Annotated in this window: 17 protein-coding genes and 1 pseudogene; 8 read left to right on the plus strand and 10 right to left on the minus strand. The window is 70.9% G+C overall.

Annotated features, from left to right (window positions below; translation table 11 throughout):
• Window positions 1–415 precede the first annotated feature (415 nt).
• Window positions 416–1,642 carry an MFS transporter gene (locus IE206_RS22325; RefSeq protein ID WP_189964725.1) on the minus strand — a complete coding sequence of 409 codons (1,227 nt, stop codon included), beginning with the start codon at window positions 1,640–1,642 and terminating at the stop codon, window positions 416–418.
• Between the two features lie 65 nt (window positions 1,643–1,707).
• Between IE206_RS22325 and IE206_RS22330 the strand changes: the two genes are divergently transcribed.
• Window positions 1,708–2,106: a MerR family transcriptional regulator gene (locus IE206_RS22330; RefSeq protein ID WP_189964727.1), complete on the plus strand. Its 399-nt coding sequence runs from the start codon at window positions 1,708–1,710 to the stop codon at window positions 2,104–2,106.
• Window positions 2,107–2,268: 162 nt separating this feature from the next.
• On the opposite strand, the gene IE206_RS22335 is transcribed toward IE206_RS22330, so the two are convergent.
• The 3 genes and pseudogenes from IE206_RS22335 to IE206_RS22345 form a co-directional block, all read right to left on the minus strand.
• Window positions 2,269–3,021 (minus strand): SDR family NAD(P)-dependent oxidoreductase, encoded by a 753-nt coding sequence (locus tag IE206_RS22335; RefSeq protein ID WP_189964948.1) that lies wholly within the window; start codon window positions 3,019–3,021, stop codon window positions 2,269–2,271.
• A gap of 711 nt (window positions 3,022–3,732) precedes the next feature.
• Window positions 3,733–4,104, minus strand: a pseudogene (locus tag IE206_RS42540) (SDR family oxidoreductase); the annotation flags it as partial.
• A 92-nt stretch (window positions 4,105–4,196) separates the two neighbouring features.
• Entirely contained in the window at window positions 4,197–4,820 is a 624-nt protein-coding gene (locus IE206_RS22345; protein ID WP_189964729.1) for a ScbR family autoregulator-binding transcription factor, read from the minus strand.
• A 365-nt stretch (window positions 4,821–5,185) separates the two neighbouring features.
• Here IE206_RS22345 and IE206_RS22350 point away from each other — a divergent pair, with 365 nt between their 5' ends.
• Window positions 5,186–6,127, plus strand: a complete 942-nt coding sequence (locus tag IE206_RS22350; RefSeq protein ID WP_189964731.1) for a ScbA/BarX family gamma-butyrolactone biosynthesis protein — start codon at window positions 5,186–5,188, stop codon at window positions 6,125–6,127.
• 105 nt (window positions 6,128–6,232) lie between these two features.
• Here the strand turns inward: IE206_RS22350 and IE206_RS22355 are convergent, their stop codons facing one another.
• Window positions 6,233–7,774 (minus strand): AMP-binding protein, encoded by a 1,542-nt coding sequence (locus IE206_RS22355; RefSeq protein WP_189964733.1) that lies wholly within the window; start codon window positions 7,772–7,774, stop codon window positions 6,233–6,235.
• A gap of 146 nt (window positions 7,775–7,920) precedes the next feature.
• Window positions 7,921–8,736, minus strand: a complete 816-nt coding sequence (locus IE206_RS22360) for a helix-turn-helix domain-containing protein (RefSeq protein ID WP_189964735.1) — start codon at window positions 8,734–8,736, stop codon at window positions 7,921–7,923.
• A gap of 63 nt (window positions 8,737–8,799) precedes the next feature.
• Between IE206_RS22360 and IE206_RS22365 the strand changes: the two genes are divergently transcribed.
• The gene (locus tag IE206_RS22365; protein WP_189964737.1) at window positions 8,800–10,038 is read left to right on the plus strand and encodes an MFS transporter; all 1,239 of its coding nucleotides are present in this window, start codon (window positions 8,800–8,802) and stop codon (window positions 10,036–10,038) included.
• A gap of 17 nt (window positions 10,039–10,055) precedes the next feature.
• On the opposite strand, the gene dmpI is transcribed toward IE206_RS22365, so the two are convergent.
• Both dmpI and IE206_RS22375 read right to left on the minus strand, forming a co-directional pair.
• The gene (dmpI, locus tag IE206_RS22370; protein ID WP_030160756.1) at window positions 10,056–10,238 is read right to left on the minus strand and encodes a 4-oxalocrotonate tautomerase DmpI; all 183 of its coding nucleotides are present in this window, start codon (window positions 10,236–10,238) and stop codon (window positions 10,056–10,058) included.
• A 137-nt stretch (window positions 10,239–10,375) separates the two neighbouring features.
• Complete coding sequence (locus IE206_RS22375) at window positions 10,376–11,308, minus strand: LysR family transcriptional regulator (RefSeq protein ID WP_189964739.1); 933 nt, start codon at window positions 11,306–11,308, stop codon at window positions 10,376–10,378.
• Window positions 11,309–11,442: 134 nt separating this feature from the next.
• On the opposite strand from IE206_RS22375, the gene IE206_RS22380 reads away from it, so the two are divergent.
• Window positions 11,443–12,102, plus strand: a complete 660-nt coding sequence (locus IE206_RS22380; protein ID WP_189964741.1) for a LysE family translocator — start codon at window positions 11,443–11,445, stop codon at window positions 12,100–12,102.
• 405 nt (window positions 12,103–12,507) lie between these two features.
• Window positions 12,508–12,858 (plus strand): SAV_915 family protein, encoded by a 351-nt coding sequence (locus IE206_RS22385; protein ID WP_189964743.1) that lies wholly within the window; start codon window positions 12,508–12,510, stop codon window positions 12,856–12,858.
• Between the two features lie 78 nt (window positions 12,859–12,936).
• Here the strand turns inward: IE206_RS22385 and IE206_RS22390 are convergent, their stop codons facing one another.
• A complete protein-coding gene (locus IE206_RS22390; RefSeq protein WP_189964745.1) occupies window positions 12,937–14,076 on the minus strand; it encodes a winged helix DNA-binding domain-containing protein in 1,140 nt (379 codons plus the stop codon).
• Between the two features lie 301 nt (window positions 14,077–14,377).
• Between IE206_RS22390 and IE206_RS22395 the strand changes: the two genes are divergently transcribed.
• The 3 genes from IE206_RS22395 (at window position 14,378) to IE206_RS22405 (ending at window position 17,101) form a co-directional block, all read left to right on the plus strand.
• A complete protein-coding gene (locus tag IE206_RS22395) occupies window positions 14,378–15,550 on the plus strand; it encodes a magnesium and cobalt transport protein CorA (RefSeq protein WP_189964747.1) in 1,173 nt (390 codons plus the stop codon).
• 408 nt (window positions 15,551–15,958) lie between these two features.
• The gene (locus IE206_RS22400; protein WP_189964749.1) at window positions 15,959–16,192 is read left to right on the plus strand and encodes a hypothetical protein; all 234 of its coding nucleotides are present in this window, start codon (window positions 15,959–15,961) and stop codon (window positions 16,190–16,192) included.
• Between the two features lie 243 nt (window positions 16,193–16,435).
• Window positions 16,436–17,101: a class I SAM-dependent methyltransferase gene (locus IE206_RS22405; protein ID WP_189964751.1), complete on the plus strand. Its 666-nt coding sequence runs from the start codon at window positions 16,436–16,438 to the stop codon at window positions 17,099–17,101.
• Window positions 17,102–17,125: 24 nt separating this feature from the next.
• On the opposite strand, the gene IE206_RS22410 is transcribed toward IE206_RS22405, so the two are convergent.
• A complete protein-coding gene (locus IE206_RS22410; RefSeq protein ID WP_189964753.1) occupies window positions 17,126–19,666 on the minus strand; it encodes a DUF4118 domain-containing protein in 2,541 nt (846 codons plus the stop codon).

Here is a 19,666-nt window from a genome sequence, read left to right on the forward strand (position 1 = left end):
CGCGAGCCCCCGGAGAAACGAACCCGCGCCCTCGGCGGCGCCCCCACGCAAAGGACGAACGATGACCGCGCCCCCCCGCCGCACCGACGAGGTGCGCCCGCCCGGCGACGCACAGGAACCGGCGGAGGAATCCGCCCAGGATCGCGCGCGACGCTCCGAGCACGACGCCCAGGGCTACCGGCGCCGGCTCTCCGCACAGGCGTTGCGCCTGACCCGCAGCCCCGAGGACGCGGAAGACCTCGCGTTCCCGGCGCAGGACCGCCGGCAGGTCCGCGCTCAGCGGTACGGGGGCCAGGCCGGCGCTGACGCCGGTCTGCCGGGCCATCGTTCCTATGAGCACGCGAGGTCCTCCTGCCGTCGGCGGCGAACGCCGGACACCGCGGCATCGGGCCGCGGTGTCCGGCGTCGGCGTTCCTCAGGCGGCACTGCCGCGTTTGGCGGGGAATCCGTGGGCGCGGGCGGCCAGGACCACGATGAGGACCGGCGCCAGCAGGACCAGGATGCTCCAGGGGAAGGAGGTCGAGCCGAGCAGGTTCAGCAGGATGCCGCCGACGATGCCGCCTCCGGCCATCGCCACGTTCCACAGCGTCACCAGCATGGCCTGGGCCGCGTCCGCGTGCTCGCCGCCCGCGTCGCCGACCGCGGTCTGCAGCAGGGTCGGGGCGCCGCCCCAGCCGAGGCCCCACAGGGTGACGGCGACGTACACCATGGCGGTGCTGTCAGAGAGGACGGCGAGGATGGCGGCCGCTACGGCGATCAGCAGGGTGCTCGCGATCATCAGTGCCCGCAGCCGGCGGTTGATCTGCGCGCCGACCACCCAGATGCTCACCAGCGAGGCCGCGCCGAACACCAGGAGCACCAGGTCGGTGGAGTTGCCCATGCCGAGCTCGTCGAGGAAGGTCGCGATGAACGTGTAGAGGATGGTGTGGGCCAGCACGAAGACCAGGGTCACGAACAGGACCGGGGTGACTCCGGGGACCTTCAGCGCCGCGGCCATCGGCGTCTTCTCACTCTGCCGCTGACCCGGGTAGTCCGGGACCAGCGCGCCGATCCAGGCGAGCAGGAGCACGGTGAGCCCCGTCATGACCAGGAAGGCGACCTGCCAGTTGACGGCCTTGCCCAGGAAGGTTCCGGCCGGAACGCCCAGGGAGAGTGCGACCGGGATACCGGCCATCGCGATGGCGATCGCCTTGCCCTGCAGGTGCGCCGGCGCCATGCGGCGGGCGTATCCGGCGAGCAGTGCCCAGGCCAGACCTGCGGCCACACCGGCGACGAACCGGGCCACCATCGTCACGGAGTAGTTGCCCGAGAGGGCGGTCACCGTGTTGGCCACGGCGAACCCCGCCATCGACACAAGGAGCAGCCGCTTGCGCCGCCAGGCCGCGGTCGCGGCGGTCAGGGGGATCGCGGTGAGGGCCGTACCGATGGCGTAGATCGTGACCGTCTGGCCGGTCGCGGACTCGCTGACGTGCAGGTCCGAACTCATCGCGGGCAGCAGGCCCGCGGGCAGCGTCTCGGTCAGGCTCGTGATGAAGACCGCCGTGGCCAGCGCGAGCAGCGCGAGCAGGGGCAGTTTCTGGTCACTCTGATTCTTGATCCCGGCCTTGGGATCAACTGGGGTCTGCTTCTCGCTAATTGACATGGTGTGAATGCTCGAACCATCACACCTATGTGAAGGTCAACGGGAAGAAATGTGAGGTCGATCACATGCGTATCGGAGAGCTGTCGGAACGCACCGGCACGCCCCGCCGACTCCTGCGCTACTACGAGGAACAGCGGCTGATCGTCGCCGACCGCTCCGCCAACGGATACCGCGACTACGACGAGTTCTACGTCGACCGGGTCCTGCAGATCAGAGGCCTCCTGGAGGCCGGGCTGCCGACGCGGATCATCAAGCAGATCCTGCCCTGCCTGGAAACCACCCGGACCATCCATGTCCTGGGCGCGACACCGGAGATGATCGCCACGCTGGAACGCGAGCACCAGCGCATGACCGAACGCATCCAGGGCCTGACCCGCAACCGCGACGCCGTGGCCGGCTACCTCGCCACGGTCCGGGGCGAGGGCCGGCCTGACCCCACCACCCCTTCCCCGCGGGCCGCTTGAGCGCCCGTGCCGCCCCAGGGTTGTTCGCCCCGGGGCGGCACACGCCGATGTCCCGACCGCAGGTCACCTTGCGGTCCGGGGCGGAGTGGACGGCGGGGGGATGCGCCGGGCCAAGGGGGCCGCACCGGGCTGAACAGAATGGAAATTCTGCCGCCGAGGGCGTTACGCCGCGGTCCACCCGCCGTCCACCGGCATGGCAGCGCCGGTGACGAAGGTGGCGCGGTCGCTGCACAGCCAGGCCGCGGCCTGGGCGATCTCCACCGGGTCGGCCATCCGGCGCTGGACGGAGCGGGCCACGAAGCTCTCCTCCAGTTCCGGCGTCCCGGCCAGCACCTCCTCCATCAGCTCGCTGCGGGTGCTGCCCACCACCAGTGCGTTGACCCGGATCCCCTGTCGGCCGTAGTCCGCCGCGGCCGCCCGGGTCAGGCCCAACACCGCATGTTTGGCGGCCACATACGCAGCCGATGCGCCGGTGGCCTGGAGGCCCGCGACGCTGGAGGTGTTCACGATGGAACCGCCGCCCGCTTCGAGCATGGCGGGGATCTGGTGGCGCAGACAGTTCCACACGCCGCGCACGTTCACGTCCATGGTCCGCTCGAAGATCGCGGTGTCCGTCTCGTGCAGCGGCGTTCCCGCCGTGGCCCAGCCCGCGTTGTTGAACGCCCCGTCCAGACGGCCGAACCGGCCCACCGCGACCTTGACCGCGTTGGCCACGTCCTCTTCGCTGACCACGTCACCAGGGGCGGTCTCGGCCTTGCCGCCCGCCTCGACGATGTCGTGGGCGAGCGCGTCCAGCCGGTCCGCGCGGCGCGCCATCAGGACCACGGCGGCCCCTTCCGCCGCGAACAGCCGCGCCGCGGCCTCTCCGATGCCGCTGGAGGACCCGGTGATCAGAACGGTCCTGCCCGCGAGCATGCCGTGCGCTTCAGTCATGGTTCTTCTTCCCTCCGGTGCCGGTTTCCCGGCCGGTACGTCTCTATGTGTCCGGTGTCGGTGGTGTCGGTACGTGCGTGGGGTCTGCGTGTGTGGCGTCTGTATGTGTGTGGTGTCGCCACATGTGGGCCGGGCCCGCCCTTTCGGTGCAGCCCGGTGGGCGGCCGGGCGTGCGGCCCTGATTGCGGCCGCGTGCGACCCGGCGTGCGGCAGCTCAGCGGAAGGCCTCCGCATGGCGGGTGGCCCAGGCCCTGAAGGTGCCCGGGGGTCGGCCGATGGCTTCCCGGACACCATCGGTGACCTGTTCCTTCGCGCCCGCCGCCTGTCGTTCGGCGCGCCGGCCAGCAGGGCGCGGGCCAGCGGCTCCCCCAGCCGGTTCCGCCACCCCCGCAATGCCTGATCCGGCGTCAATTCCTCGTAGCGCACGGGGAGCTGGAGTGCCTCACCGAGTTGATCCGTCTGTTCGCGCGCGCTCAGCGCCTGCTGCCCGGTCAGCGCGTGGATCCTGCCCGCCTGGCCGCGGCCCACCAGGGACCGGGCGGCGGCCAGCGCCACGTCCTGCGGGTCGACGCAGGAGTTGCGCGAGGATCCGTACAGTGCCCGCACGACTCCCTCCTTGCGCACTCCCCCGGCCCAGCCCAGGGCGTTGGACATGAACGCCCGCGGCCGCAGCAGCGTCCAGGTCATGCCGGACGCCCTCACCTGCTCCTCCGTCTCACGCTGCCAGCAGGTGATCCGGTCCCGGGCCAGCGGGTCGGACACCGCCGCCGCGGACAGTTTCACCACATGCCTGACTCCGCCCGCCCGGGCGGCAGCCAGCGCGTTCGTGTCGTGCGTGGGACTCAGCGGGTCGAAGGTCACGAGCAGGAGGGCGTCCGCTCCCTCCATCGCGTGGCGCAGTGTGGCGGGGTCCCCGAGGTCCGCGCCCACGATGTGTCCGGCTACTTTGTCCCGGGCGGCTCGCGCCGGGTCCCTGGTCAGCGAACGTACGTCATGGTTCGGCGCCAGGAGACGAGCCACCTTGCCGCCCACGGTGCCGGAGGCCCCGGTGATGACCACACGCATGTGTCGCTCGTCGCCGAAGCTGCCATCCGGCTCCAAGTCGCCCTCGCCTGCCAGGGTTTCAGGGGCGTCATCCGGCCATAGGGTGCGTTCGTTCACGAGACACGCCCCCGCTCCGCGTCCAGGCTGATGCGGCGCGCGGCGCTGGGCACGGCGATGCCGGGAAGCAGCAGTTCCCACATCCGTACCGTGCGCTCGACGAGGTCCTCGCGGCCGTTCACCAGGTTCGCGTACAGCTGGATGCCGGTACACGCGCCGACCACGAACTCGGCGATGTCCGCGGGCACCACCCCCGGCATGAGTTCCTTGTCGCTCTCGGCGTCGGCCAGGCACCCGACCATGATCTCGCGCCACTCCAGGAACGTGGACGCGTCGTGCATGCCGAAACTGCCCTGTTCCACGGCGAGTCGGACGCCGGCACGCAGCAACGGGTCGACGCGCAGCTGGTGCGCCCAGACCAGAGTGATGTCGACAAGTCGCTGCAGTCCGCGCGCGTTCAGACCTGGCTCGATCCTGTGCCTCTGCGCGTTCATCACCGCGACGGCGAGGTCCTCCTTCGACTTGAAGTGGAAGTACATCGCCCCGGCCGTCAGCCCCGCCCGCGCGAGGATCTGGTTGATCAGAGCCGCCGCGTACCCCTTCTCGTCGAACTCCTCGGCCGCCGCCCGCAGGAGCACTTCACGGGTCCTCAGCGCCCGCTCCTGTCTGATTTCCGCCATCGCTTCCGCTCCCGAATGGGTTCGACAAAAATAGAGAACGCCTTTTATATTATCGGCCATCGGCGCAGTGGTCCATGATCACACTGACGCACCGACCGTTGACGACTTATGCCCGGGGGGCCGCATGATGTCGGGAATCCAGCGCGCGCTCGCCGCGCCGCGCCGGCCGGACGCCGGCCTGCCGAACGCCACCGACTACCGCGCCTGTTGCGGCAGTTGTCCCCGATCCCGTCCCGGCTCCTGTCCCGGCTCCCGGCCGTAGCCCGCCAGTCGCTCCCGCCCGGCGCCCCCTTTCACCCCACGCATCCCCACCCCTGAGCCCGTCGGCCCCTGCTGCCGCCCGGCCGTCTGTGAGGAGTACCCCCATGCCGCCGCTACCCGCATGCCCCTCGCCCCCCGTCGCCACCGTGCCCAGAGAACTGGTCCACAAGACGAACCCCGACGAGGTGCTGCTGACCGGATGGCACCGCACCGCGCCCGACGCCTTCACGGTGCAGGCCCGCTGGCCCGACGACCACCCCTTCTACGAGGTGCGCCACGGATTGCACGACCCGCTGATCCTGAGCGAGACGATCCGTCAGATCTTTCCGCTGCTCTCCCACACCGCGTACGACGTGCCGTTCGGGCACCACCTGTTGTGGGACCACTACCGCTTCACTCTGCACCCAGCCGCCCTGGACGCCGCGTTACTTCCGCCCACCGTCGACCTGCATGTCACCTGCCTGGAAGCCGTACGCCGCGGTCGGCGCACCAGCGCTCTGACGCTGCTCGTCCGGGCTTTCCGCGGCGGCATCCCGCTGGCCACCGCCCACACCCGCTTCACCATTCAGACGCCTGCCGTCTACCGCCGCCTGCGCGCCCAGTACGCCGACGCCCATCTGTGGCCCGCACCGCAACTCGCCCTGCCTGTGCCGCCCAGACGTGTGGCTCGCACCCATGCCCGCGACGTGGTGCTGTCGCCCAGCCACACTCCTGGCCGACACCGGCTCCGCATCGACCCACAGCACCGCATCCTCTTCGACCACCCCGTCGACCATGTGCCGGGCATGCTGCTCCTGGAGGCGGCCCGCCAAGCGGCCCATCATCTGCACCACCCGGAACCCATCGTCCCCATGGCCATGGACTGCCAGTTCCACCGCTACCTCGAACTCCACGCGCCCTGCTGGATCGACACCCGGCAACTCCCTCCGGACGCGCACGGCCGACCCCGCACCACCCTGACCTTCCACCAGAACAACACCCCGCACTTCACGGCCACCCTCACCCACCAGCGCATCGACTCCTTGAGCAGCAGCTGGCACGGGTGACCGGCCGGGCCCTCCCCATCCACACACACCGAACCCGGCTGCCCCGCCCCACACGGAGCGGCCGGGTCCACAGGGAGGGGTACGCCAACTCCCTTACTGGGAAGGTCAGTTGATCTCGCGGCCAACCCCCGACCAGTACGGCTCGCGGAGTTTGAACTTCTGGATCTTGCCGGTGGCAGTGCGCGGGATGGCCTCGCGGAACTCGACCGAGGTCGGCGCCTTGTAGCGGGCGAGGCGCTCCTTGCAGTACGCGATGATGTCGGCCTCCGTCACCGTGGCGCCTTCCGCGAGGACGATCAGCGCCTTGATCGTCTCGCCCCACTTCTCGTGCGGCACGCCGATGACGGCGACCTCGGCGACCGCCGGGTGACTGAAGATGGCGTCCTCCACCTCGATCGAGGACACGTTCTCGCCGCCCGTGATGATGACGTCCTTCTTGCGGTCCGAGATCGTCAGGGAGCCGTCGCTCTCGTCGATCGTGCCGCCGTCACCGGTGTGGAACCAGCCGTCCTCCAGGGCCGCCGCGGTCTCCTCCGGCTTCTCCCAGTAGCCGTCGAGCACCACGTTGGAGCGGGCGAGCACCTCGCCGGAGTCGGACACCTTCAACTTGACGCCGAGCGCGGGCACGCCGGCCCGGGACAGGTTGCGTGCCCGCTCGGCGGACGGCAGTTCCTTCTCGGCGGGCCGGGTCCGGTTCATGGTGAGCAGCGGGGACGTCTCGGTGAGCCCGTAGATCTGGGTGAACTCCCAGCCCAGTTCCTCGTCCATCCGCTGGATCATCCGGGTCGGCGGCGGCGCACCCGCGCAGACGACCCTCACGCGATCACGGCCCGGGATCTCGCCCTGCCAGGATGCCGCCGCGTCCAGGACCATGTTCCACACCGCGGGCGCCCCGCACATCAGCGTGACCCCGTGCTCCTCCACCCGCCGCAGGATCTCGGCGCCGTCGACCTTGCGCAGCACGACCTGTTTGACGCCGAGTCCGGCCATCACGTACGGCATGCCCCAGCCGTTGCAGTGGAACATCGGCAGGGTGTGCATATAGACGTCACCCTCCCAGGCCCGGGTGTGCAGTCCGAAGGTGAGGCCGTTGACCCAGATGTTGCGGTGGGTGAGCTGAACTCCCTTGGGGAGGGCGGTAGTTCCCGAGGTGTAGTTGATCGTGGCCGTCGCGTCCTCGTCCGGGTCGGACCACGGGCGCGGCTCCACCCCGAACCGCATCAGCTCGTTCTCGGTCTGCTCGCCGAGCACGAACCGGTGGCGGGCCTTGACGGCGGACAGCGCGTCCTCGACCTCCGGGTCGACCAGCAGGACCGAGGCCCCGCTCTGGCGCACCACGTACTCGATCTCCTGCGGCTTGAGGCGGAAGTTGACCGGTACGCAGATCCGGCCGCTCATCGGCACCGCGAACAACAGCTCCAGCATGCGCGCCGAGTTGTGGCTGACGACCGCCACCCGCTCGCCCTCGCCGACGCCGAGCGCGTCGAGGCCCGCCTGCCAGGCGCGCACCCGCTCGACGACCCGCCCATAGGTGAGACCGTGCACCGGTGGGGCCGGCTGGTCCGGCTCGTCGACGACGCCGGTACTGGAGGAGAACCCCAGTTCTGCCCGGTCGAGGAAGTCCGAGACCGTCATCGGAATCCGCATCGTTCTGCTCTCCTGTATCCGCAACATCAGCAACAGCCGTTAAGTCGGGAGTCTGGTACCTACCGACGCGCGCAGCGGCCGAAACCCCGAATCGACCTGCCGGGACCGCCGGCCGGGGGCCACCTTTCAGTGTTTTGCGGTGCCTTTCAGCGCAGACGGTGCAGCGCCGCCTCGGAGGCCGGGCCGTCCGGCAAATAGGCGAGGAAGTGGTGGCCGGGTTCGTCGACAGCGGCGAGTTTGACCGAGCGAAGGCGCAGCTCGCCCGCCGCCGGGTGCCGGAAGTGCTTGACGGCCGGGCGGAAGGCGGCGGTCTCCCGCTCGTCGAGCCAGCGCGCGGCGCAGGGGTCCGCGCGGATCGCCTCGATGATCTCGGCGTACCGGGGATCGTCGGGGTGGTGGGCGGCCCGGGCCCTGAACTGGCCGAGCAGGGAACGGGCCTCGGCCTCCCAGTCGGCGAGCAGCGTCCGGCACGGCGGCCAGCGGAACACCAGCCACAGCATGTTGCGTCGCTTGGGCGGCAGCCGCGCGAGGTCGGTCAGGAGGGCCGCGTACGAGGCGTTCCACGCGAGCAGGTCCCAGTGCGGGTCGATGACCATCGCGGGATGCGGAAGCATCGCGTCGACCAGGGAGCGCAGGTTCGGCGAGACCCAGCTGGCCGGGGCGGAGCCGGTCGGCGGCGCGTCCTCGACGAACGACAGCACGTGCGCGGTCTCGGCCGCGTCGAGATGAAGCGCCCGCGCGACCGACCGCAGCACCTGCTCGGAGGTCCGCACCCGGCCCTGCTCCAGCCACGCGTACCAGGAAGGGCTGATGCCGGCGGACTCGGCGACCTCCGCGCGGCGCAGGCCGGGGGTACGGCGCCGCGGTGCGACGGGCAGCCCGAGGGCGGCCGGCGCCAGGCGTTCGCGGCGCGAGCGCAGGAACGCGCCGAGTTCGGCGCGAGGGTCCGGTGAGTGCGTCACGGTGTGAGTGATGGTAATCGGCTGAGCCCACACAGCCGTTGGCACCCCTGCTGAGCTGGGGGCATGACCACTTCACCGCCCCGAGAGGGGCTGCTGTGCGCCGCCGGGTTCGTCAGCAACTTCGACCGTTTCTCCATCGCTCCGATGCTGGTGCTCATCGGCTCCGCGTTCGGTGTACCGCTCGGCACGGCCGCGCTCGCCGCGAGCGCGTACACCCTGGGTTACGGGCTCGCGCAGCCGGCCTGGGGCATGGCGAGCGACCGGTTCGGCAGAGTGCGGGTGATGCGCCTGTCGCTCGCGGCGTCCGCCGTGGGGGCGCTCGCGTCCGCGGCGGCGCCCGGCGCCTCGTCCCTCATCGTGGCACGGGGGTTCACGGGGGCCTGTTTCGCGGCCGCCATCGCGGGCTCGCTGACGTATGTGGGCGACACGGTCGCGCCGGACGGGCGGCAGCGTGCGCTCAGCACATTGATGACGGCGTTCGCGCTCGGCACCGCGCTTGCCACCGTCGTCGCCGGGGCGCTGGCCCACTGGGTGAGCTGGCGCCTGGTGTTCGCGCTGCCCGGACTGCTCGCCGGACATCTGGCGCTCGCCCTGCGCCGCCTGCCCGAACCGGAACTCGCCCCGCGCGAGGGCGGCGCGCTGCGCACCGTCCTGCGCTCGCGCTGGCAGTGGTACGTGATGGGGGTGGCCCTCCTCGAAGGAGGCGTGCTGCTCGGCTGCTTCACCTATCTGCCGTCGGCCCTCGAGTCGCTCGGCTCGGCTCCGGCCACCGCGGGCGCGGTGGCGGCGCTGTACGGGGCGGCGGCGATGGGCGGGGCCCAGGTGGTGCGGCGGCTCGCGGGCCGGCTCGGCCCGGTCGCGCTGATCGTGGCGGGCGGCGCCCAGCTGACCCTCGCGTACGCCGTCGCCGCGCTGCACCCGTCGCTGGTGACGCTCGGGCTGAGCGCGCTGCTGCTCGGCGGCGGCTGGGCGTTCCTGCACTCCACGGTGCAGGCCTGGGCGACTCTGCTCGTGCCGACCGCCCGCGCGACCGGGGTCGCCTTCTTCGGCGTCGCCCTCTACCTGGGCAGCGCGCTGGGCACGGCCCTGGCCGCCGATTCCGCCCAACTGGGCTGCTTCCAGTGCCTGTTCGGGGTGGCTGCCCTCATCTCCGTACCGCTGACGGCACTAGCGGCGTACGGTCGGCGCCGTTACGGGGACGGCGGCCCGCCGCGCCGGGGTCCCCGGCGGGCAGGCGGCCGACGGGCGGGGGGCCGGTTGCCGTCCGACCCCCGTGCGGACGGCCCGGCCCGGCGGCGGTGAACCGGGGGTGTGCGGGGCTACTTGTCGGCGATCAGCGTGCCCGCCGCGCCCCAGCTGTCCGTGGGGACCTCGTGGATCCACACCTGAACGGTCTCGGCCGGGATCTTGTACGCGTCGACGAAGGCGTCCGTGACCCGCTTGACCAGTTCGCGCTTGAGCTCGACGTCGCGGGGACCCTGCTGAATGGTGACGATGGGCATGGCCAACTCCTGTGTGGGCGGCGGCTTCCCGGCTTTTCCGGGCCGCTCACCGGCGTGACCTCAGTCCATCGGATCCGCCGGGTCCGACCAAGAAGCGGACCGCGACCGCAGCGATCAGATTTCGTGATCGTCGCTGGTCAGCGGCTGGTCATGGGGGTCGTAGCGGAGAACTTCACGGGAGTCGGCGTGGAGGACGTCGTGGAAGTCGGCATGGAGGTTGAGCACGCCTTCAGGAGCAGCTCCACGGCGGCGGGTATGTGGTCGGCACCCACTGCCAGGCCGGTGGTCAGTGCGAGGCCGGGGGCGCGTACCGGGCGGAAGGCCACACGGGGGCTGTGCAGCACGCGGGCATGGGCCTCGTACACCACGGTCCACGACCGGCCGAGCCCAATGGTGGCCAATGTGTCCTGGAGCGAGCCGCTGACCGGGCCCGGCACCGGCTCGAAGCCCGCGGCGTGACAGGCGCCCACGACCAGGTCGACGAGCGCGGGGTTGTTGCGGCGGGCGGTGATGCACAGGGGCAGCGCGGCCAGGTCCGGGAGCGCTGTCTCGTCCTGGCTCGCGAGCGGATGGGCCGCGGGGAGGGCCACGACCAGCGGGTCCTCCCACAGGGGCAGGATGCGCAGGCCCGGCGCGGGCTGCGGGGAGCGGACGAACGCGGCGTCGAGCCGCTCGTCGGCGACCTGGGCCAGGCGGTCGCGAGTGGGCGCCGAGACCAGTTCGACGGCGATGTCCGGGGCGATCCCGGCGAACGCCGCCAGCACCCGGTCGAGGTGCTCGCCGAGCCCGGTGCTGGTGCCGAGCCGCAGGGTGGTGCGCTCGCGGACGGCGGCCCGGGCCCGCTCGGCGGCGGCCAGGACCTCGCGCGCCTCGGGCAGCAGCCGCTCCCCCGCGCCGGTGAGCCGCACGTGCCGGGGCGACCGGTCGAAGAGGTCGGTCCCCAACTCCCGCTCCAGGCGCCGCACTTGCTGACTGACCGCCGACTGGACGATGTGCAGCCGCTCGGCGGCCCGCCCGAAGTGCAGTTCCTCGGCGACGGTGACGAAGTAGCTGAGCTGCCGCAGTTCCATGCGGGGACTGTATCCAGGGGGTCCGGGGCGTCCTCGAACGGACTGGGGGACGGCAGCCGCTGGTATGGGCGCGGCCCACAGTTGTGATGTCCCTACTCTGGGCCCGCACCACACAGGTGAGGTTGAATGCCACAATGGTGTCCACCGATCGCTTCCTCGCCTTCGCCGCGATGTCCCTGCTTGTGATCGTGATCCCCGGGCCGAGCGTCCTGTTCGTGATAGGCCGCGCGCTCGCACACGGCCGCCGCACCGCACTCGCGACGGTCCTTGGCAACGTCCTGGGCTCGTACGTCCTGGTGGTCGCGGTGGCGCTGGGCATCGGCGCGCTGGTGGCGCGTTCGGCGTCGGTGTTCATGGCGGTGAAGCTGGCGGGCGCCGCGTACCTCGTGCTGCTCGGGGTGCAGGCGTACCGGCACCGCAAGGACATGCGGCTCGGGGTGGCCGCCATCGGCGAGACCGTCGCCGAGCTCCGGCCGGCCCACGGTGATCTGCGGACCGTCGCGGACGGCGTCCTGGTGGGCGTCACCAACCCGAAGGGCATCGTGTTCTTCGCCGCGGTGCTTCCGCAGTTCGTGGACCACAGCGCCGGGCACCTGCCCTCCCAGATGCTGCTGCTCGGCCTGGTCCCCATCACGATCGGCCTGATCACGGACACCCTGTGGGGCCTGGGCGCGGCGGCCGCACGCGGCTGGTTCGCCCGCTCGGAGCGCCGCCTGTCGCTGATCGGCGGCGCGGGCGGCTTCGCGATGATCGGGCTCGGCGTGACGGTCGCGGCGACGGGGCGGGCGGACTGAGGCGCCCTCGGGCGGCGTGGGCGCTCGGACTGCGCGAGCACCCGGACTGCGCTCGGGCCGCGCGAGCGCTTGAGCCTCCCAGCCGCTTGGGCCTCCTGACCGCTCGGATCCCCTGACCGGCTGGACCTCCTGACCGCTCGGACTTCCCGACCTGGTGAGCTGCCTGGGCTCTCGGGCCACCCGAGCGGTGTGCCGCCACCCGGTGGGATGAAGTTGTCGTACGGGGCCGCCGCCACCCGCTCGGCGGGCCCGCCCGCGCCGACCTGCGCCAGGAGCGCGTCAAAATCCGGGGCGTCGGGGTCAATGCCGCGTCATGGCGGGACACCGGGCCGGTGCCGGGGGCATAACTTCAGGCGTACGGGCGCATGACGCGTACGGCATCCGACTTCCACACCGGAGGACACCATGGACACCCTCGCCATCGAGGACGCCGACCCCGAAGAACGCCGCCCGGCAGGGCCGCTGTACGTGCCGGTTCGGCTCGGCTCTGCCGGAGGACATCAACTGCGCTTCCTGCGCGACGAGTTCGGCGCGCGCACTGCCGTCGGATTCACCAGCCCGGACCGGCTGAACGCCGTGCTGGGCGGCGACCAGACCTGGATCCGCCTCGCCGAACCCGCCCTGCGGGCGCTGTCGGCGCCGCTCGGAGTGACACGGGTGACGGTCGACCCGCTGCTCGCCCCGCCCGCCCCGCGCAGGCGGCACGGCCAGAGCGCGTCCGGGTGCGCGCGCCGGGACCACGCGCTGAGCCGCTAGTTCTTTCCAGTACCGGAGCCCTCTTCCGCTCCGGAGCTCTCATCCGCTCCGGAGCCCTCTTCAGTTCCGGAGCTGCCTTCAGTTCCGGTTCACGAATTCCCCGAACCGTACGTCGTACGAAGTGGCCGAGGTCATGCAGGCGAGCAGCCGCGCGCCCTCCTCGGCCACGGCGGCACGCTGGGCCCTGCCGAGCGTGCCGAACAGCTGAACCGTGAGGAGCGTGGGGCTGCCCTTGCGCTCCTCGATCCGCCAGATCCCGGCGAGGAAGCCGTCGACGAGCAGGGTGCAGTGGGCCTGGTTGCCGGTCCAGCTGCGCCCCTTGTACTCGGGCGGAACGACCCGACTGCGGTCGGCGTGCGAGAGCAGCAGGTTGTCGAACTCGGGCAGGAAGCGCGGCGGCGCCGGGGTGTCCCCGTCCGGCCGGACGGCGTCCGGGAGATCGAAGAGTTCGACGCCGTTCTCGTCCCGGAACACCGCGAGCCCGGGCCGCAGCCGCTCGAAGGCGGCGCCGAGCCGGGTGAGCCCCGACCAGGTCTGCATGTCCTTGACCGAGGCGGGCCCAAAGGCGCCGAGGTAGCGCAGCACGGTCTCGTCGGGGGCGGGCACGGGCCCGGGCGAACGGCCGAGCCAGTGCTCGACGCCGGTCAGCGCGACCGGCCCGCTGCGGCCCCACACCCCGCGCGGGGTGACCTGGACGAGCGGGACCACACAGCGGGCTGCGAGGGACAGCGCCAGGGGCTCCGCGTCCGGCCACACCTTCAGAAGCTCCTCACGCAGCTCCTTCATGCTGTGCGGCCGCTCCTCGACCAGCGTGCGGACGATCCCGCCGAGCCGCTCCAGGTCGACCCCGACGAGCCCCTTGCGGAACGCGTTCAGCTCCCGGTCCCGGGCAGCCTGCACGAGCGGGCGCAGCGTGAGCGCATCGTCCGCGGTGTGCGTGTGGATGGTGGACCGCAGGGTGACGATCCGCACCACCTCGCGCGCCTCCATCAGCTCCGAGAGCGCCTGCGGCCGGAACCCGGCGAGCCGCGACCAGAGGGCGAAGTACGGCGGCTTCACGTTCTGCGCCTGGAGCCCGAGGAGGTGAGCGACGGCGTCCTTGGCCGAGAACGCCTCGCTGCGGCGCAGCAGGAGCTGGCGGTCCAGGGTGGCGCGGTTGAGGGCGCGGCGCGAGAGGACGGGGTGGTGGTGCGCGCTGGTGCCGGTCTTGGGAGCCATGGGGAGCAGGCTACTCAGCAAGAGGACAGATTCTGTCCGCATTGCATGGCGCATCAGATTCTGTCCGCATTGAAGGGCGCATCGCGAAGGGGACGGCTCTCTCCGGGCCACCGGACCACTGCGTTTCGGACCTCCGGACAACCGGGCTGCCGAGCCACCGGGCCGGTGCCATTTGAGCCGTATATCCTGCGCAGAGGCATTCACAAGAGGTATTCGTCAGAGGTGTCAGAGGCATTCCGAGGGCGTAGAGGCGAACGTTTCGACCGCCCGCCGGGCCGGTTGCAGAGCGGGAGGTGAGATCGTGCCCGAGCGACGGGACCGCCCCGCGCGGACGCCGAAGAAGCACTCGTGGCGCAGGCAGGCCCCCGCCGGCGCCCCGGTCCCCGCCGAGCCGGTACCCCCCGCGACCGGTCACGGGAAGGCCGTGCCCGTACCGGCAGGGAACGGAACGAGCGGCAGCATCGTGCAGTCGGCCCTGTACCGCGACGGCCGGCACATCGCCTCGCCGGGCTCCCTCGCCGAGACGTTCCGCCAGTTGCGGGAGACCCCCGAGGGCATGGCATGGATCGGCCTGCAACGCCCGTCGGAGGCCGAACTCCTTTCCCTGGCTGCCGAGTTCGACCTGCACGAGCTGGCCGTGGAGGACGCACTGGAGGCCCACCAGCGCCCGAAGCTGGAGCGCTACGGCGAGACCCTGTTCGTGGTGCTGCGCGCGGCCCGCTACCTGGACGCCCCCGAGGAGGTGGACTTCGGCGAACTCCATGTCTTCGTGGGCCGGGACTTCGTGATCACGGTCCGCCACGGCGCGGCCCCCGATCTCTCGGCGGTCCGCCGCCGGATGGAGGCGAACCCCGAACTCCTGGCCCTCGGCCCGGAAGCGGTCCTGTACGCCATCCTCGACGCGGTGGTGGACGGGTACGCCCCGGTCGTGGCGGGCGTACAGAACGACATCGACGAGATCGAGACAGAAGTCTTCCGCGGCGACCCGGAAGTCTCCCGCCGCATCTACGAACTCTCCCGCGAAATGGTCGAGTTCCAGCGAGCGACCCGCCCCCTGGTCGGCATGCTGCACGCCCTGATGGCGGGCTTCGCGAAGTACGGCACGGACGAGGAACTCCAGCGCTACCACCGCGACGTCGCCGACCACGTAACCCACATCAGCGAACGAGTGGACGGCTTCCGCCAGGCCCTTACCGACATCCTCACGGTGAACGCGACGCTGGTGACGCAACAACAGAACGCGGAAATGCGAGCGTTGGCGGAGGCGGGGTTCGAGCAGAACGAGGAGATCAAGAAGATCTCGTCCTGGGCGGCGATTCTGTTTGCTCCCACGCTGGTGGGAACGATCTACGGAATGAACTTCCACGAGATGCCCGAACTCAGCTGGGGCTTCGGGTATCCGTTTGCCATTCTGCTGATGGCTGTGGTGTGCGTGAGTCTGTATTTCGTGTTCAAGCGGCGGGATTGGCTGTAGCGGCAGCCATGAGAGCGGCAGTGCACGCAGATGCTGTTGACTGAGTCCGGGGGGGTACACGCGCACTAGGGGAGGACCCATGGGAACCGAGAAGTGCCGCAGCGACGGGGGAGGATCTTCCCTGCACCGCACGTACGACGTGCTACATCGAAGTCCATGAGGACGGCACGGTCACGCACGGGAACGGCCACGCCGCGTACGAGCGGGCGGTCGCCGGCAAGTCCTGCCTGTTCGCGGTGTGGCCCGGTGATGACATGCGGCTGCGCAATCCACGACGAACCTCAGCGGCTGAGGCAGGTGAGGTCGTTCGCATACCGGGCCTACCGGCGAGAGTGTTGTGCGGCGCCAGGAGGGCGTGGGGGCGGCCCCGGCCCTCACGACAACAAGCGAATACCGCGGGGGCGGAACATGCGACGCAAAGGCCATGTCTTTGATCAGTTCGAACCGGCAGCCCGCACCACACTCGCGTTCCTGACGGATGAACTCGGCTTCGACAGGCCCCTGTTGTCGATGAACCTCCTGCGTACGCTGACCTACATCCGCGGACAGCAGAAGATCCAGGTGCACTACCACCTCGGCGGGCACGGCCTGTTCACCAACGTGACGACCGCCTTCCAAGGAACCGAATACTCGGCGTCGTAGTCGCAGCTGGTCTTCGCGGCCGGTCTGGGACATCGCAATGCGGTGACCGTATCCGCCAACAACCTTCGCATGATGGATAAATCGCTGGAATCACAGGCCCATTACCTGCGCCTGCTGGCGCCCACCCTGCATGATCCGGCCGCTGCGGCTGAACTCATGTGCAGGGCAGGGGCGAAGCAGTGGGTTGTGGGAGGGGGTCTTCCGGGAGCGGGCCCGGCCCACCCGCTGTGGCAAGGTCGAGCCATGTCCTTCGATCACAACGACCACTATCACCGTCTGCTGTTGCGCCAGGTGCCGCCCTACTGCCGTACGGCATTGGACGTCGGCTGTGGGACCGGGCGGTTCGCGCGGCGGCTCGCCGGGCTCGGTATCAAGGTCGATGCGATCGATCCGTCGGAGGAGGTCATCGCGGAAGCCATCACGGAGGCGCGCAGGACGGCCACCGGGCCGACACCAGGTGTCCGCGGCCCGCGCTTCCGGCGTGCGGATGTCACCGGAGTCCAACTCCCCCGGGCGCACTACGACTTCATCTCCTGCCTCGCCAGCGTGCACCACATGCCGTTCGGCACTGTCGCCGCCTTGCGGGACGCGCTCGCGCCGGGAGGTGTCCTCGTGATCCTCGGCTGCTATCCGGAGCGGACCCCGCTCGACTGGGTCTGGAGCCTGGCGGCCGTTCCGGTCAACGCCGTTGTCAGGCTGACCGTCTTCGTGCGGGACAAGCTCGGCTCTGCCGCGGCTCATCACAAGCAGACGCAGGCACCCGTGGCCCAGCCGACCATGCCCTTGCCCCAGATCCGCCGGGAGGCCGCGGCGCTGCTGCCCGGATGCCGCATACGCAGGCTCCTCTTCTGGCGCTATCTGCTCGTCTTCCGGAAGGCGGCTGACCGTACACAAGGAGGAGGCCGCTGACCCCGGCCTCGCGTCGGGTGCCCCTCACATGTCCTCCGCCCCCGACCCCACCTGAGTCGGCACACACCCCAGCGCCGGCCGCAGCGTGAGCACCATCGTCATGCCCCCGCCCGGGGTGTCCTCCGCCGCCAGCGTGCCTCCTATCGCCTCGGCGAAGCCACGGGCCACCGCCAGGCCCAGGCCCACCCCCGCGCCCCGCGGGGCGTCCCCGTAGCGTTGGAACGGGGCGAAGATGCGGTCCTTCGCGGCATCGGGGACGCCGGGGCCCCGGTCCACCACGCGGACCTCGACCCGGTCGGCGATCGTGCTCGCCGAGACGAGGACGCGCTCACCCTCGGGGCTGTATTTCACCGCGTTCTCCACGATGTTGGCCATCGCCCGCTCCAGGAGGCCCGGGTCCGCGCTGACCATCGGGAGGTCCTCGGGGATGTCCAGTACGACACTGTCCTCGGGGACGCCGCCCAGGGCCATCGGCACGACCTCGTCGAGGTCCGTCTCACGCATTAGCGGGGTGACCGTGCCGGTCTGGAGGCGGGACATGTCGAGCAGGTTGCCCACGAGGTGGTCGAGGCGGTCGGCACCCTCCTCGATCCCTTCGAGCAGCTCGGCCTCGTCCGCCTCGGACCACTCCACGTCGTCCGAGCGGAGCGATGTGACGGATGCCTTGATCGAGGCCAAGGGGGTGCGCAGGTCGTGGCTCACCGCGGCGAGCAGTGCCGTACGGATGCGGTCGCCCTCCGCGTACAGCCTTGCCTGGTCGGCCTCTTCCTTCAGGCGGCGACGGTCAAGGACCACTGCCGCCTGCGCCGCGAACGCGCCCAGGACCCGGCGGTCCTCCGCGGGCAGTACGCGGCCCGACAGGGCCAGCGCCATGTGGTCGCCCACCGGCATGTCCACGTCCGCGTCCTCGGGGCGCTCCACCGGCCGGGGGCCCACGCTTGCCGAGCACGTCCAGGGAGCGACCTCGCTCGTACGCTCAAGGAGCGCCACCGATTCCATCGCGAACGTCTCCCGGACCCGCTCCAACAACGCGTCCAGACTCGTCTCGCCGCGCAGCACGCTGCCCGCCAGGAAGGACAGGATCTCCGACTCGGCGCGCAGCCGGGCCGCCTGCTGGGTGCGGCGGGCCGCGAGGTCCACGACGGAGGCGACCGACACCGCCACCGAGCCGAAGATGACGATGGCCACGATGTTGTGCGGGTCGCTGATGGTCAGACGGTGGACCGGCGGGGTGAAGTAGTAGTTCAGGAGGAGGGAGCCGACCGCCGCCGACGCCAGTGCCGGCAGGAGGCCGCCGAGGAGCGCCGCCGCCACCGTCAAGGAGAGGTAGAGCAGCATCTCGTTGGCCAGGCCCAGGTCCGTGTCGATGCCGGTCAGGAGCAGGGTGAGCAGGACGGGGCCGATCACCGCCGCCGCCCAGCCCCACATCGAGCGGGCCCGGCCCAGTCGGGCGCCGCGTGCCACCGGCAGGCCCCGGCCCTTGGCCGCCTCCTCGTGGGTGACGATGTGGACGTCGAGGTCGGGGCCCGAGTCGCGGGCCACGATCGCGCCCACCCCGGGGCCGAACACGTACTGCCACGTGCTGCGACGGCTCGAACCCAGCACGATCTGCGTCGCGTTGACGCCGCGCGCGAAGTCGAGCAGGGCAGAGGGGACGTCGTCTCCCACCACGTGGTGGAAGGTGCCTCCGACGTCCTCGACCAGCGTGCGCTGGACCGCCAGTTCCCTGGGGGAGGCGGAGGCCAGGCTGTCGCCCCTCGCCACGTACACCGCAAGTACCTCGCCGCCCGCGCCCTTTTCTGCGAGGCGGGCGGCGCGGCGGATGAGGGTACGGCCCTCGGGTCCGCCGGTCAGGCCGACGACGATGCGTTCGCGCGAGCCCCAGATCTTGGAGACGCTGTGCTCGCTGCGGTATTCCTGGAGGTATTCGTCGACCCGGTCCGCCACCCACAGCAGCGCCAACTCCCGCAGGGCGGTGAGGTTTCCGAGCCGGAAGAAGTTGGAGCGGGCCGCATCCACCTTGTCCGGCTTGTAGATGTTGCCGTGCGCCATGCGGCGGCGCAGCGCCTGCGGTGACATGTCGACGAGCTCGACCTGGTCGGCCCGCCGCACCACCTCGTCGGGTACGGTCTCGCGCTGGCGCACTCCCGTTATCGACTCGACGACATCGCCGAGGGATTCCAGGTGCTGGATGTTGACGGTGGAAACGACATCGATGCCCGCGTCGAGCAGTTCCTCGACGTCCTGCCAGCGCTTGACGTTGCGCGAACCCGGGATGTTGGTGTGCGCCAGCTCGTCCACGAGGGCCACGGCGGGCCGCCGCTCCAGGACCGCGTCCACGTCCATCTCGGTGAACTGCGATCCCCGGTAGGCGAGTTCACGCCGGGGAAGCTGTTCGATGCCGTGCAGCATCACCTCCGTACGCGGCCTGCCGTGGTGCTCGACCAGCGCGACCACACAGTCCGTGCCGCGCTCCACGCGCCGGTGCGCCTCGGACAGCATCGCGTAGGTCTTGCCGACACCCGGCGCCGCGCCGAGGTAGATCCGAAGCTTGCCGCGTGCCAT

The sequence above is a fragment of the Streptomyces violascens genome, assembly GCF_014649955.1.
GTDB lineage: Bacteria > Actinomycetota > Actinomycetes > Streptomycetales > Streptomycetaceae > Streptomyces > Streptomyces violascens.